Genomic DNA, 13594 nt, shown 5'->3' with positions numbered 1-13594 from the left:
TCGTGCCAGAAATATCGGCGCCGTAGCGACATTGCTGAACACGGTTATACCTGTCAAATCCATTGTCATTAAGGGGTCTTAAATCGCTTTCGCCGGATTTTCGGCAGTGATAATGTTCAGCGCTCCTCTCTACCCCGCAGGCCCGCCAGGCAAGGCCTGAGGATGCACGACCCTATTTTGGATGAGACGCCATGCTGGTTAGTCATTACGACCATATTCTTGTTGTCACCTCGTTTGTTGTCGCCATTCTGGCGTCAAGCACCGCGCTGAATATGGCCGGTCGCGTCACCACCAGCAGCGGCAGCGCAGCACGCATCTGGCTGGTCGGCGGCAGCGTCGCAATGGGCATCGGCATCTGGGCGATGCATTTTATCGGCATGCTGGCGATGAGCCTGCCCGTCACGCTGAGCTATGACCCTCTGATTACCGCGGCATCGTTGCTTATCGCCATCGGCTCTGCGCTGTTTGCACTGTGGCTCGTGTGCGGTGCTGAACTGAAAGTGTCGCGACTGATCCCGGGCTCGCTGGTGCTGGGATGCGGGATTGCGGCGATGCACTATACCGGTATGGCAGCGTTGCTGGTGGAGCCTGGGATTGTCTGGGCCTGGGGATGGGTGGCGCTGTCGATAGTCATTGCTCTGCTCGCCTCCGTCGCCGCGCTGTGGCTGACATTTCGGCTGCGTCAGGATGTCGGCAACGTCGCGCTGATGCGCGCAGGCGCCGCCATTATTATGGGGATTGCCATCGCGGGTATGCACTATACCGGCATGATGGCGGCCAATTTCCCCGGCCATACGCACGCCACACATATGGGCGTCAACACCCGCTGGCTGGCGCTGGTCGTGACGCTGGTGACGCTCGCCATCCTCGCGATTTCACTGCTCGTCTCAATGTTCGATGCGCGTTTACAAGCGCGCACCTCGCTGCTCGCTTCTTCACTTGCAGAAGCCAATAAAGAGCTCGCCCAGCTCGCGCTGCACGATACGCTCACGCGACTGCCGAACCGTATTCTGCTGGAAGATCGTCTCGATCAGGCGATTCGCAAAGCCGATCGTGAAGGAAGCCGCTTTGCATTGATGTTTATGGATCTCGACGGTTTTAAGGCCGTCAATGACGCCTACGGCCATAACACAGGCGACCAGTTGCTGATTGCCGTGACCGAACGTCTCAAGGAGCAACTCAAAGGACAATTTACGCTTGCGCGCATCGGCGGCGATGAGTTTGTCCTGCTCGCGGAAACCGATCAGCCCAACGACGCGGCGGCGCTCGCCAACGCGCTGGTGCACGCGATTGACGGTCCTTTTGCCGTTGAGCCCTATGAACTGGTAGTGACTATCAGCATCGGCATCGCCTTCTACCCGCACGACGGCAAAAATGGCCGCGAACTGCTGTTTAATGCTGACGCCGCGATGTATCACACCAAACATACCGGCCGTAACGGTTATAGCTTTTTCCAGCCGTCGATGAATACCCAGGCGCAGACCCAGCTGCAGCTGATGAACGATCTTTGGCTTGCGCGCGAGCGTAAAGAGCTGCGCCTTGTTTATCAGCCAAAATTCCAGGCACCGTCCGGACCGGTAGTGGGCTTTGAGGCGCTGCTGCGCTGGCAGCATCCGCAATACGGATTACTGTCACCTGACGCATTTCTCCCGCTCGCCGAAAAAACCGGGATGATTATCAGCATTGGCGAATGGGTGCTGGACGAAGCCTGCCGTCAGTTGAATGAATGGCATCAGGCGGGCCACAACGCCTGGTCGGTCGCGGTCAATCTCTCGACCATGCAGTTTGAACAGCCCGGTCTGGTGGAGATGGTGATGAGCTGTCTTGAGCGTCATCAGATAGCGCCGGAGAAACTGATTCTGGAAGTGACCGAAACCACGGCGATGAGCAATCCGGATGAAAGCGTGCGCCTGCTGACCCGGCTTACCGAGCTTGGCGTTAAAGCGTCGATTGATGATTTCGGCACGGGCTATTCGAGCCTGCTCTATCTGAAGCGGCTGCCCGCCAGCGAGCTGAAAATCGACCGCGCGTTTGTTAATGAGCTGCGTGCCGAGGGCGAAGACGCGACTATTGTTTCCGCCATCGTGGCGCTGGCGAAAACCCTGAATTTGCGGGTGGTCGCGGAAGGCGTGGAAACCGTTGAGCAGCAGCAGTTCCTTACTGAACTTGGCTGCAATACCTTACAGGGCTATCTGCTCGGTAAACCGCTGGCACCGGAAGTAATCACCCGTGAAGGCGACAATCTTGAGCATCCGCAGTCAGCCACGGCCACCGAAGAAAACGGATAACGCTAACCGTCACGCCAGCGGCGACGGCACGGCTGGCGTGACGGTTATTTTTCATTTTCCCGATTGAGAGCCGTTATTTTCCGGTCGCGGCAGCATGCGCAAAATGTTGTCCACCAGCGCGGGAGCTTGTCTGAAAAGATCGCACGCGTCGGGCTGAAATAACCAGTTTTTAAGAATACCACTCAGGCAGCCGTGTAAAATCGTTAACATAATATCGACATCCAGAGAACCGGCTATCTGTTTATCCGCAATGCCCCGCCGTAATAATTCCCCAATATAATGCCGACTGAAACCAATTCGCTCGCGGATTTCACTCTCCGGCATCATCTCTTCATCAAATTCACATTTACGATAAAGAATTTGCAACAACGCGCGCTGTCGCGGACTGCTGGCGATATATTGCAGCACGGCAATAAACGTTTCGCGTAATAATCGTAATGGATCCCGCCATGCCTCTTCCGGAATGTTTGGGCGAATAATCTCCCTGACGGGTAATTGCTGCTGCCAGATTTCATTAAACAGCTCCGCTTTGCTGGCGAAATGCCAGTACACCGCGCCGCGCGTCACCTGCGCGGCCTGCGCGATGTCCGTAAGCGTGGTATGCGCGACACCGCGCTCAGCGAACGTAAAGATGGCGGCATCGATGAGCTGCTGACGCGTCTTAAGCGCCTCTTGTTTGGTTCTCCGGGCCATAAATCACCTTGCCTTTTCCTGGCGGGGGACGAATCAAATAATTGCCGTCGTTTTTTATCACAGCTTTAATGTTGAAGCGTGTGATTTTTATATATAGATTTTGGTGATATTTGAAATAATAAAATAAAAACAATAAATATATTTCAACCCAGAAAGACTTATTCGCAGCTGGTAACAAAAGCTTTTCGGAAATCATAAAAACAAAAATAAATGAAGCGCTTCCTTTGCTTTCTGGTGCTTTTCCCCGTCCGAATAAATAAGGAATACTGACACAGACGCAAAATTATTTGTACGATAGCGCCCTGTTAATTTTATCTCACCCGTATTCCTGCTACCGGCCCGACGGTGGATTTTGTATTTATGCTAATCAAGGAACAGCAATGACCAATTATGCCAGGCTTCTGCTTATGCCCCTTGGCCTGTACCTCTGTGTGTCAGGGATGACAGGTTGTGATAATCAAACGAATGAAGCACCTGCCGCTGCCGCACCGCAAGTGACCGTGCATATCGTAAAACCCTCTCCCGTCGCGGTCGTGACCGAATTGCCGGGACGCACCCGCGCTTTTCGCATAGCCCAGGTTCGCCCGCAGGTGAGCGGTATTATCCTCAGCCGTAACTTTACTGAAGGCGCGGATGTGAACGCTGGTGACTCGCTGTACCAGATAGATCCAGCGGTGTACCAGGCCGCGTGGCAGAACGCCAAAGGCAGTCTCGCGAAAGCGCAGGCAGCCGCCGAGATGGCCCGCCTGACCGTAAAACGCTACGCGGCGCTGACGGGCACGCAGTACATCAGCAAACAGGAATATGACGAGGCGGTGGCGAACGCGCATCAGGCCGAGGCGAGCGTGACGGCGGCCAAAGCGGCGCTGGAGAGCGCCAGAATCAATCTTGCCTGGACGAAAGTGACCTCGCCAATCAGTGGTCGCATCGGCAAATCGAACGTCACCGAAGGAGCGCTTGTCACCAGTAGCCAGGCGAGCGAACTGGCGACCGTTCAGCAGCTCGATCCGATGTATGTGGACGTCACCCAGTCCAGCACCGATTTCCTGCGCCTGAAAAACGCGATGGCGCAGGGGAACGTTGAAAAAGAAGCCAATGACGGCAACGTCGAACTGGTGATGGAAAACGGCGACACCTACCCGCTGAAAGGCCAGTTGCAGTTCTCTGATGTGACGGTGGATGAGAGCACCGGCTCGATTACCCTGCGCGCCATTTTCCCGAACCCGCAGCATCTTCTGCTGCCCGGCATGTTTGTACGCGCCCGCATTCACGAAGGCGTTCAGCCTGACGCGATTCTGGTACCGCAGCAGGGCGTGACGCGTACGCCACGCGGCGAGGCGATGGTGATGGTGGTTAATGAAAAAAACCAGGTGGAAAACCGCAGCGTGACCACAAGCCAGGCGATTAACGATACCTGGCTTGTCACAAGCGGCCTCAAAACGGGCGAAAAAGTGATTGTCAGCGGGCTGCAAAAAGCGCATCCAGGCGCTGTTGTCACGCCTGTTTCTGCGCCTGCGAAGTAAGGTGACGTCATGGCTAACTTTTTTATTCAACGCCCCATTTTCGCCTGGGTTCTGGCGATCATCATGATGATGGCGGGCGCGCTGGCGATTCTGCAACTGCCCATCGCCCAGTACCCGACCATCGCTCCACCGGCCATCGCCGTCTCAGCCACCTATCCGGGCGCAGACGCGCAGACGGTACAGGACACCGTGACGCAGGTTATCGAACAGAACATGAACGGCATCGATAACCTGATGTATATGTCCTCCACCAGCGACTCCGCGGGCGGCGTGACGGTTACGCTCACCTTTACCTCCGGGACAGATCCGGATATCGCCCAGGTGCAGGTTCAGAATAAACTGCAGCTCGCCATGCCGCTGCTGCCGCAGGAGGTTCAGCAACAGGGCGTGAGCGTCGAGAAATCCAGTAGCAGCTTTCTGCTGGTCGCCGGTTTTATCAGCGACAACCCGTTGCTGACGCAGGAAGATATCGCCGACTACGTCTCTTCCGATGTGAAAGATACCATCAGCCGTACCAACGGCGTCGGCGACGTGCAGCTGTTCGGCGCGCAGTACGCCATGCGCATCTGGCTCGATACGCATGCGATGAATAATTATCAGCTGACGCCGCTGGATATCATCAACCAGTTGAAAGCGCAGAATAACCAGATAGCCGCAGGCCAGCTTGGCGGCACGCCTGCCGTACCGGGACAACAGCTTAACGCCTCGATCATCGCCCAGACGCGTCTGAAAGATCCGCAGGAGTTTGGCCGGGTAATGCTGAAGGTTAACCCGGACGGCTCGCAGGTGCGTCTGCGCGACGTGGCGCGCATTGAGCTTGGCGGTGAGAACTACAATATGCTGACCAAAATTAATGGTCAGCCTGCCACCGGGCTTGGGATCAAACTCGCTACCGGCGCCAACGCGCTGGATACCGCAAAGGCGATTAAAACCACGCTTGCCGACCTGCAGCGCTATTTCCCGCAGGGCATGAAAGTGGTTTACCCCTACGACACCACGCCGTTTGTGAAAATCTCTATTCACGAAGTGGTGAAAACCCTGTTTGAAGCCATCATTCTGGTTTTCCTGGTGATGTATCTGTTCCTGCAAAACCTGCGGGCGACGCTCATCCCTACCATTGCCGTGCCCGTCGTACTGCTCGGTACGTTCGCCGTGCTGTCGGCGTTCGGCTATTCCATTAATACCCTGACCATGTTCGGCATGGTGCTGGCGATAGGGCTGCTGGTTGATGATGCCATTGTGGTGGTCGAGAACGTCGAGCGCGTGATGGTGGAAGAAAAGCTGCCGCCCAAAGAGGCGACACAGCTGTCGATGTCCCAGATTCAGGGCGCGCTGGTGGGTATCGCGATGGTGCTCTCCGCCGTTTTCGTGCCGATGGCGTTCTTTGGCGGTTCTACCGGCGCTATCTACCGGCAGTTTTCTGTCACCATCGTCTCATCCATGGCGCTTTCCGTGCTGGTAGCGCTGATCCTCACCCCCGCGCTGTGCGCCACGCTGCTCAAACCGGTAAGTGACGATCATCACGCGAAGAAAGCGAAATTTTTCGTCTGGTTCAATGCGCGTTTTGATTTAAGCGTTAATCACTACACGCAGAGTGTGGGCGGCATCCTGCATAAAACCGGGCGCTATCTCGTGCTTTATCTGCTCATTGTCGCCGGTATGACGGTGCTGTTTGTGCGCCTGCCGACTTCCTTTCTGCCGGAGGAAGATCAGGGCGTCTTCATGACGATGGTGCAGTTGCCGTCAGGCGCGACGCAGGCGCGTACCCAGCAGGTTCTCGACCAGGTAACCCATTACTATCTCAACGATGAGAAAGCGAATGTGGAATCGGTGTTTACCGTCAGCGGCTTTAGCTTCAGCGGCCAGGGCCAGAACGCCGGGATTGCGTTTATCAGCCTGAAACCGTGGGAAGAACGCCCCGGCCATGAAAACAGCGTCGAAGCCATTGTCGCCCGCGCGGGGCGGGCATTCGGCAAAATTCAGGACGGGCTGGTATTTCCGTTTAACCTTCCGGCTATTCTTGAACTGGGCACCGCGACCGGCTTTGACTTCGAGCTGAAGGATCAGGCCAACCTTGGGCATAATGCGCTCACTCAGGCGCGTAACCAGCTACTCGGTATGGTACGCGAACATCCGGATCTGCTGACGCGCGTGCGCCCGAACGGGCTTGAGGATACGCCGCAGTTCAAACTGGATGTCGATCAGGAGAAAGCGCAGGCGCTGGGCGTGTCGATTCCGGATATCAACCAGACCATCATGACAGCGCTGGGCGGCACCTACGTGAACGACTTTATCGACCGTGGCCGCGTGAAAAAAGTCTACGTACAGGCCGATGCGCCATTCCGCATGCTGCCATCAGATATCAATACGCTGTACGTGCGCGGCAGCGGCGGCGATATGGTGCCGCTCTCCGCATTTACCACGTCTCGCTGGATCTACGGTTCGCCGCGCCTGGAGCGTTATAACGGGATGCCGTCGATGGAAATCCTCGGCGAGGCGGCACCTGGCAGAAGTACCGGCGAAGCGATGGCGTTGATGGAAAGCCTCGCCGCTAAGCTGCCTACAGGCATCGGCTATGACTGGACCGGGCTCTCTTATCAGGAGCGGCTCTCCGGCAATCAGGCGCCGGCGCTGTATGCCATTTCACTGATTGTAGTGTTCCTGTGTCTGGCGGCGCTTTATGAAAGCTGGTCGATTCCGTTCTCGGTGATGCTGGTCGTGCCGCTGGGGATTATCGGCGCGCTGCTCGCGGCATCGCTGCGCGGTCTTAATAACGACGTCTATTTCCAGGTCGGCCTGTTGACGACCATTGGACTCTCTGCGAAAAACGCCATTCTGATTGTGGAGTTCGCCAAAGATCTGATGGAAAAAGAGGGCCACAGCCTGATGGAAGCGACGCTTGAGGCGGTGCGCTTACGTCTGCGTCCGATTCTGATGACATCGCTGGCGTTTATTCTCGGCGTACTGCCGCTGGTGCTGAATAGCGGCGCGGGCAGCGGCGCGCAAAACGCGGTCGGCACTGGCGTCATGGGCGGCATGCTGAGCGCCACGCTGCTGGCGATTTTCTTCGTGCCGGTCTTTTTTGTGGTGATCCGCCGACGTTTTATAAAACCGAACGGCAATGCCTGAATGCGAATTACAGGGCGCCAGCATGGCGCCTTGTTTTATTCCGCTTATCTGATTTTATATTTTGTTTTATCATTGCAAACACCATAACCCCTTATTGCCATTAGCTTATTATTCCCGGCATCGTAACGGTGCGTGATAACGTAAAGCGCCATTCTTCATATTTTCTTCACATTAACCCCGTTTCACGCCCTGTTCATCCATCATTTTTACATTTCACATGAATTGCAATTATTGTCTGCTCAACGTACGACAGAACGCGTGATAACCTTCTTTTATTGGCCGATGCTGATGCACGATTTATTAATTCGAATCGTTTCGGGACGGCGATTTATTCTGTAGAGGTGCATGATGAAAAAAGTAATTCCCGCCGCATTGCTGTGTACGTTACTGGCTGGCTGCGCCCATGATTCCCCTTGCGTGCCGGTTTATGACGATCAGGGCCGTCTGGTGCATACCAATACCTGTATGAAAGGCACGACTCAGGATAACTGGGAAACCGCAGGTGCCGTCGCGGGCGGTGCTGCCGCGCTCGCCGGGTTGACGATGGGTATCATCGCGCTGAGTAAATAAACGGATATCGGCGGGCCAGAGCGCCCGCCTCTCTGCCTTAAAACGGTGCAGAGGATTTTTATAAAGTAAAATTTTGGCATTGCTTTGGCGCATAATAAAAATGCCATCATTATCAGACGCGTTTTTAAGACTGAATGTATTGTTAATTTAATTCCCTGCGTGAGTTATCTCACAGGTTTCTTCTGTAATTGACCCCGCAATATTAACGCAGGGAATCATCTTTATTCCCGCACCGATAAAACGCTCCTTATTTTGCTCCAAAATGTGGCGCGCATTGTCTTTTTGCACTTTTTCAGTGCGCTTATTTTTTTCTTTTCTGTCTACACTTCGCTTATTACATCAGCGCGCGGCTTTTTATGCCTGATGTAAACCTGGCATTCCCTTTGCTTTATCCCCTGCGGCTTATGCCACAGACAGCAAACTGGCGCCTCCCGGTCGCCTTATATCTATAACGATAATTCTCGCCACACAGGATGCATTATGAAGAAGATGATGATCGCCACTCTGGCCGCCGCGGGCGCGCTGTTCGCCGTTGCTAACCAGGCCCATGCGGGCGCCACGCTGGACAGTGTGAAAAAGAAAGGCTTTGTACAGTGCGGCATCAGTGACGGTTTGCCGGGCTTTTCCTATGCGGATGCCGGCGGCAAGTTTACCGGTATTGACGTTGATGTCTGCCGCGGCGTGGCTGCTGCTGTCTTTGGCGACGCCTCAAAAGTGAAATATACCCCGCTGACCGCGAAAGAGCGTTTCACCGCGCTGCAATCCGGTGAAGTGGATGTGCTGTCCCGTAACACGACCTGGACATCATCCCGTGATGCAGGCATGGGCATGTCGTTCACCGGCGTTACCTATTACGACGGCATCGGCTTCCTGACCCACAACAAAGCGGGCCTTAAAAGCGCAAAAGAGCTGGATGGCGCGACCGTCTGTATTCAGGCCGGTACCGACACCGAGCTGAACGTGGCGGATTATTTCAAAGCCAACAATATGAAATATACGCCGGTGACTTTCGATCGCTCCGATGAGTCAGCCAAGGCGCTGGAATCCGGGCGCTGCGATACGCTGGCGTCTGACCAGTCTCAGCTTTACGCGCTGCGCATTAAGCTCAGCAACCCGGCCGAATGGATTGTTCTGCCGGAAGTTATCTCCAAAGAGCCGCTGGGCCCGGTCGTTCGCCGCGGCGATGACGAGTGGTTCTCCATTGTGCGCTGGACGCTGTTTGCCATGCTGAACGCCGAAGAGATGGGCATCGACTCTAAAAACGTCGATGCTAAAGCGGCTAACCCTTCCACACCGGATATGGCGCACCTGTTAGGCAAAGAAGGCGACTACGGCAAGGATCTGAAGCTCGACAATAAGTGGGCATATAACATCATCAAGCAGGTCGGTAACTATGGCGAGATCTTCGAGCGTAACGTGGGCCAGGAAAGCCCGCTGAAGATCAAACGTGGCCAGAACAATCTCTGGAATAAAGGCGGGATTCAGTACGCGCCGCCGGTACGTTAAGCAGTATGCCGTTACGGGCGTCGCGGTTGCGGCGCCCAGCCCAGAGTTATGGTTGCCTGAGGTTTACCTATGTTCCATCGACGCCCTGGCGTGAAAGGCCCTCTTTCCCTTTCCAGCCCTGCGGTTCGCGCATGGCTGTACCAGATTGTGGCGATTGCTGTCGTGCTTGGCATCGCCGCGTATTTAATTCATAACACCATTACTAACCTGAATAATCGGGGCATTACCTCAGGATTCGCGTTTCTCGATCGCAGCGCCGGGTTTGGCATTGTTCAGCATCTGATTGATTACCAGGAAGGCGATACGTATGGCCGCGTTTTCCTGGTCGGTCTGATGAATACGCTGCTGGTTTCCGCGCTCTGTATCGTTTTCGCCTCGTTTCTCGGTTTTTTTATCGGCCTTGCGCGGCTTTCTGATAACTGGCTGCTGCGTAAACTCTCTACGATTTATATTGAGACGTTCCGCAATATTCCGCCGCTGTTACAGATCTTCTTCTGGTACTTCGCAGTGCTGCGCAACTTGCCAGGCCCACGGCAGGCAGTCAGCGCGTTCGATCTGGCGTTTTTAAGCAACCGCGGGCTTTACCTGCCCTCGCCCGAGGCGGGGGAAGGCGCGCTGGCTTTTGTGGCGGCGCTGGTCATCGCGGTCGCGTTGTCCGCCGGGATGTATCGTTTCAATAAGAAACACCAGATGAAAACCGGCCAGTTGCGGCGTACCTGGCCTTCGCTTTTACTGCTGATTGTCGTGCTACCGCTGCTGGCGCATCTGATATTCGGCCCGGCGCTGCACTGGGATGTGCCTGTGCTGCGCGGATTTAACTTCAACGGCGGGCTGGCGCTTATACCGGAGCTGGCGGCGCTAACGCTGGCGCTTTCGGTTTATACCTCTGCCTTTATTGCTGAGATTATCCGCGCCGGGATTTTATCTGTACCGCACGGCCAGCATGAGGCGGCCCGCTCGTTAGGTCTCCCAAACCCGGTCACGCTGCGCCAGGTCATTATCCCGCAGGCGATGCGCGTCATTATTCCACCGTTAACCAGCCAGTATCTGAACATTGTGAAAAACTCGTCGCTGGCGGCCGCTATCGGTTACCCCGATATGGTGTCGCTGTTTGCCGGTACGGTGCTGAACCAGACCGGACAGGCGATTGAAACGATCGCTATCACGATGTCGGTGTATCTCATTATCAGCCTGTCGATTTCGCTGCTGATGAACCTTTATAACCGGCGTATAGCCCTGGTGGAGCGTTAATCATGACGACGAATGCGATATCGCCTGCTCCTGCGCGTCCGGTTAACCGCGGCGCGCTGGTCTGGATGCGCAAAAATCTGTTCTCCAGCTGGAGTAATAGCCTGCTGACCCTGTTCTGTCTCTGGATGATGTGGGAGCTGATCCCGCCGCTGCTGAACTGGGCGTTTTTGCAGGCCAACTGGGTGGGCAGCACCCGCGCCGACTGCACCAAAGAAGGTGCCTGCTGGGTATTTATTCACGCTCGCTTCGGCCAGTTTATGTATGGGCTTTATCCGCATGACGAACGCTGGCGCATTAATCTGGCGCTGATTGTCGGTCTGGTGTCGATTGTGCCGATGTTCTGGAAAGGCCTGCCGCAGCGTGGTCGTTACATCACGTGCTGGGCCATCGCGTATCCCCTTGTGGTGTGGTGGCTGATGTATGGCGGTTTTCTGGGCCTTGAGCGGGTTGAAACCCGTCAGTGGGGCGGGCTTACGCTGACGCTGATTATCGCCTCGGTGGGGATAGCCGGCGCGCTGCCGCTGGGGATCCTGCTGGCGCTGGGGCGTCGCTCCCGGATGCCAGTGGTGCGCGTGCTGTCAGTGATTTTTATTGAGTTCTGGCGCGGCGTTCCGCTTATTACGGTGCTGTTTATGTCATCTGTCATGCTGCCGCTCTTTATGGCGGAAGGGACAAGCATCGATAAGCTTATCCGCGCGCTGGTCGGGGTGATTCTGTTCCAGTCCGCCTATGTGGCCGAAGTGGTTCGCGGCGGCCTGCAGGCGCTTCCCAAAGGCCAGTACGAGGCCGCGGAATCGCTGGCGCTGGGCTACTGGAAAACGCAGGGGCTGGTGATCCTGCCCCAGGCGCTGAAACTCGTGATACCGGGCCTGGTCAATACCATCATCGCCCTTTTTAAAGACACCAGTCTGGTCATTATTATCGGGCTTTTCGATCTGTTCAGCAGCGTCCAGCAAGCAACCGTCGATCCCGCCTGGCTCGGGATGTCGACGGAGGGCTATGTTTTTGCCGCGCTGATCTACTGGATCTTCTGCTTTAGCATGTCGCGCTACAGCCAGCATCTGGAAAAGCGCTTTCACACCGGGCGTACGCCGCACTGAGGATAACCATGAGTCAAATTACACTGCAGCCTGCCGACACGATGATTACGCTGGAAAACGTGAATAAATGGTACGGTCAGTTTCACGTGCTGAAAGATATTAACCTGAAGGTGAAACAGGGGGAGCGCATCGTACTGTGCGGGCCATCCGGCTCCGGTAAATCGACCACGATCCGCTGTATCAATCATCTGGAAGAACATCAGCAGGGGCGCATCGTGGTCGATGGCATTGAGCTGAACGACGATCTGCGCAATATCGAAAAAGTTCGTACAGAAGTGGGGATGGTGTTTCAGCATTTTAATCTGTTCCCGCACCTGACCGTATTGCAGAACTGTACGCTGGCACCGATTTGGGTGCGTAAGCTTCCGAAAAAAGAGGCGGAAGCGCTGGCGATGCATTATCTGGAAAGAGTACGCATCGCAGAACATGCGCATAAATTTCCGGGGCAGATCTCCGGTGGACAGCAGCAGCGCGTGGCGATAGCTCGCTCATTGTGTATGAAGCCGAAAATTATGTTGTTTGATGAGCCGACATCAGCGCTCGATCCGGAGATGGTCAAAGAGGTACTCGACACGATGATTGGTCTCGCGGAGTCAGGTATGACGATGTTGTGTGTCACGCATGAAATGGGGTTTGCGCGCACGGTGGCAGACCGGGTGATCTTTATGGATCGCGGCGAGATTGTCGAACAGGCACCGCCCCAGACATTTTTCTCAAATCCGCAGTCAGAACGTACCCGCGCTTTTCTCTCTCAGGTTATTCATTAATCGGTCTTTCGCCCTGCCGTTCTGGTGGGGCGTACTCTCTTTTTTCTTTTACCGTGACGATGTGGCTGGAGTGCGCCGTTTTTTTGCCGTTTCGAATTAGCGTTTGGAGAACGTGTCCTGCTATTCAGGTGTAAGAACAGGGATAAGGCGGGAAGTTGATCGGTCGGCTTTTACAATGAAGCGGTGAAGCGCTCAAAAGTAAAACCCTGCACAATTGGGCTGAAAGATTTTCTGTTAATGTCGAGACGCTGGAGCCAGTGCTCTGTTCGCTATCTTCGGGAGCGTTGCTCGAAACGTTAAAATCCAGGTGTGGTGGATTTATTCTTCTTAAGCTGGCGATTCACCGACAAGCAACGCAAAAGCAAAAGGCCCAGTCGACAGACTGGGCCTTTTGCTTTATTTGATGTCTGGCAGTTCCCTACTCTCGCATGGGGAGGCCCCACACTACCATCGGCGCTACGGCGTTTCACTTCTGAGTTCGGCATGGGGTCAGGTGGGACCACCGCGCTACAGCCGCCAGACAAATTCTTTTTAAATGCCGAACATTAACCGAAAAACTGGTGCTGATACCCAGAGTCGAACTGGGGACCTCACCCTTACCAAGGGTGCGCTCTACCAACTGAGCCATATCAGCACACTAAATTTGATGCCTGGCAGTTCCCTACTCTCGCATGGGGAGGCCCCACACTACCATCGGCGCTACGGCGTTTCACTTCTGAGTTCGGCATGGGGTCAGGTGGGACCACCGCGCTACAGCCGCCAGGCAA

Annotated in this window: 9 protein-coding genes, 1 tRNA gene and 2 rRNA genes; 8 read left to right on the top strand and 4 right to left on the bottom strand. The window is 55.2% G+C overall.

Going from position 1 to position 13594, the window contains the following annotated elements; all coding sequences use genetic code 11:
• Positions 1-191: 191 nt before the first annotated feature.
• Entirely contained in the window at positions 192-2288 is a 2097-nt protein-coding gene (locus G9X48_RS12210; protein WP_007872731.1) for a bifunctional diguanylate cyclase/phosphodiesterase, read from the top strand.
• Between the two features lie 51 nt (positions 2289-2339).
• Here G9X48_RS12210 and envR read toward each other — a convergent pair whose 3' ends face one another.
• A complete protein-coding gene (envR, locus tag G9X48_RS12205; protein WP_007872730.1) occupies positions 2340-2981 on the bottom strand; it encodes an acrEF/envCD operon transcriptional regulator in 642 nt (213 codons plus the stop codon).
• Positions 2982-3361: 380 nt separating this feature from the next.
• Here envR and G9X48_RS12200 point away from each other — a divergent pair, with 380 nt between their 5' ends.
• The 7 genes from G9X48_RS12200 to G9X48_RS12170 all read left to right on the top strand — a co-directional run bounded on the left by G9X48_RS12200 (position 3362) and on the right by G9X48_RS12170 (position 12827).
• The gene (locus G9X48_RS12200; protein WP_014729783.1) at positions 3362-4504 is read left to right on the top strand and encodes an efflux RND transporter periplasmic adaptor subunit; all 1143 of its coding nucleotides are present in this window, start codon (positions 3362-3364) and stop codon (positions 4502-4504) included.
• A gap of 9 nt (positions 4505-4513) precedes the next feature.
• Positions 4514-7633, top strand: a complete 3120-nt coding sequence (locus G9X48_RS12195) for an efflux RND transporter permease subunit (RefSeq protein WP_097648061.1) — start codon at positions 4514-4516, stop codon at positions 7631-7633.
• Positions 7634-7981: 348 nt separating this feature from the next.
• Positions 7982-8203: a hypothetical protein gene (locus G9X48_RS12190; RefSeq protein ID WP_007766599.1), complete on the top strand. Its 222-nt coding sequence runs from the start codon at positions 7982-7984 to the stop codon at positions 8201-8203.
• Positions 8204-8683: 480 nt separating this feature from the next.
• Entirely contained in the window at positions 8684-9709 is a 1026-nt protein-coding gene (locus G9X48_RS12185; protein WP_004385331.1) for an amino acid ABC transporter substrate-binding protein, read from the top strand.
• Between the two features lie 69 nt (positions 9710-9778).
• Positions 9779-10960: an amino acid ABC transporter permease gene (locus G9X48_RS12180; RefSeq protein WP_097640651.1), complete on the top strand. Its 1182-nt coding sequence runs from the start codon at positions 9779-9781 to the stop codon at positions 10958-10960.
• A gap of 2 nt (positions 10961-10962) precedes the next feature.
• Positions 10963-12060: an amino acid ABC transporter permease gene (locus G9X48_RS12175; protein ID WP_004385333.1), complete on the top strand. Its 1098-nt coding sequence runs from the start codon at positions 10963-10965 to the stop codon at positions 12058-12060.
• A gap of 8 nt (positions 12061-12068) precedes the next feature.
• On the top strand, positions 12069-12827 hold the full coding sequence (locus G9X48_RS12170) for an amino acid ABC transporter ATP-binding protein (protein WP_097640650.1): 759 nt from the start codon (positions 12069-12071) through the stop codon (positions 12825-12827).
• Between the two features lie 405 nt (positions 12828-13232).
• Here the strand turns inward: G9X48_RS12170 and rrf (G9X48_RS12165) are convergent.
• The 3 genes from rrf (G9X48_RS12165) to rrf (G9X48_RS12155) all read right to left on the bottom strand — a co-directional run bounded on the left by rrf (G9X48_RS12165) (position 13233) and on the right by rrf (G9X48_RS12155) (position 13591).
• Positions 13233-13348 (bottom strand): 5S ribosomal RNA (rrf, locus tag G9X48_RS12165).
• Positions 13349-13385: 37 nt separating this feature from the next.
• Positions 13386-13461, bottom strand: a tRNA-Thr gene (locus tag G9X48_RS12160).
• 14 nt (positions 13462-13475) lie between these two features.
• A 5S ribosomal RNA gene (gene rrf / locus G9X48_RS12155) occupies positions 13476-13591 on the bottom strand.
• Between the last annotated feature and the right edge of the window lie 3 nt (positions 13592-13594).

It is taken from the genome of Cronobacter sp. HA18006, assembly GCF_011605445.1.
GTDB lineage: Bacteria > Pseudomonadota > Gammaproteobacteria > Enterobacterales > Enterobacteriaceae > Cronobacter > Cronobacter sakazakii.
The sequence above is the reverse complement of the archived record's forward strand: the minus strand, read 5'-3'. Positions and strand labels throughout refer to the sequence as shown.

Excerpts from the sequence above, each read along its gene's own strand:
- G9X48_RS12210 (WP_007872731.1), top strand. The coding sequence starts at position 192 with ATGCTGGTTAGTCATTACGACCATATTCTTGTTGTCACCTCGTTTGTT.
- envR (WP_007872730.1), bottom strand. The coding sequence starts at position 2,981 with ATGGCCCGGAGAACCAAACAAGAGGCGCTTAAGACGCGTCAGCAGCTC.
- G9X48_RS12200 (WP_014729783.1), top strand. The coding sequence starts at position 3,362 with ATGACCAATTATGCCAGGCTTCTGCTTATGCCCCTTGGCCTGTACCTC.
- G9X48_RS12195 (WP_097648061.1), top strand. The coding sequence starts at position 4,514 with ATGGCTAACTTTTTTATTCAACGCCCCATTTTCGCCTGGGTTCTGGCG.
- G9X48_RS12190 (WP_007766599.1), top strand. The coding sequence starts at position 7,982 with ATGAAAAAAGTAATTCCCGCCGCATTGCTGTGTACGTTACTGGCTGGC.
- G9X48_RS12185 (WP_004385331.1), top strand. The coding sequence starts at position 8,684 with ATGAAGAAGATGATGATCGCCACTCTGGCCGCCGCGGGCGCGCTGTTC.
- G9X48_RS12180 (WP_097640651.1), top strand. The coding sequence starts at position 9,779 with ATGTTCCATCGACGCCCTGGCGTGAAAGGCCCTCTTTCCCTTTCCAGC.
- G9X48_RS12175 (WP_004385333.1), top strand. The coding sequence starts at position 10,963 with ATGACGACGAATGCGATATCGCCTGCTCCTGCGCGTCCGGTTAACCGC.
- G9X48_RS12170 (WP_097640650.1), top strand. The coding sequence starts at position 12,069 with ATGAGTCAAATTACACTGCAGCCTGCCGACACGATGATTACGCTGGAA.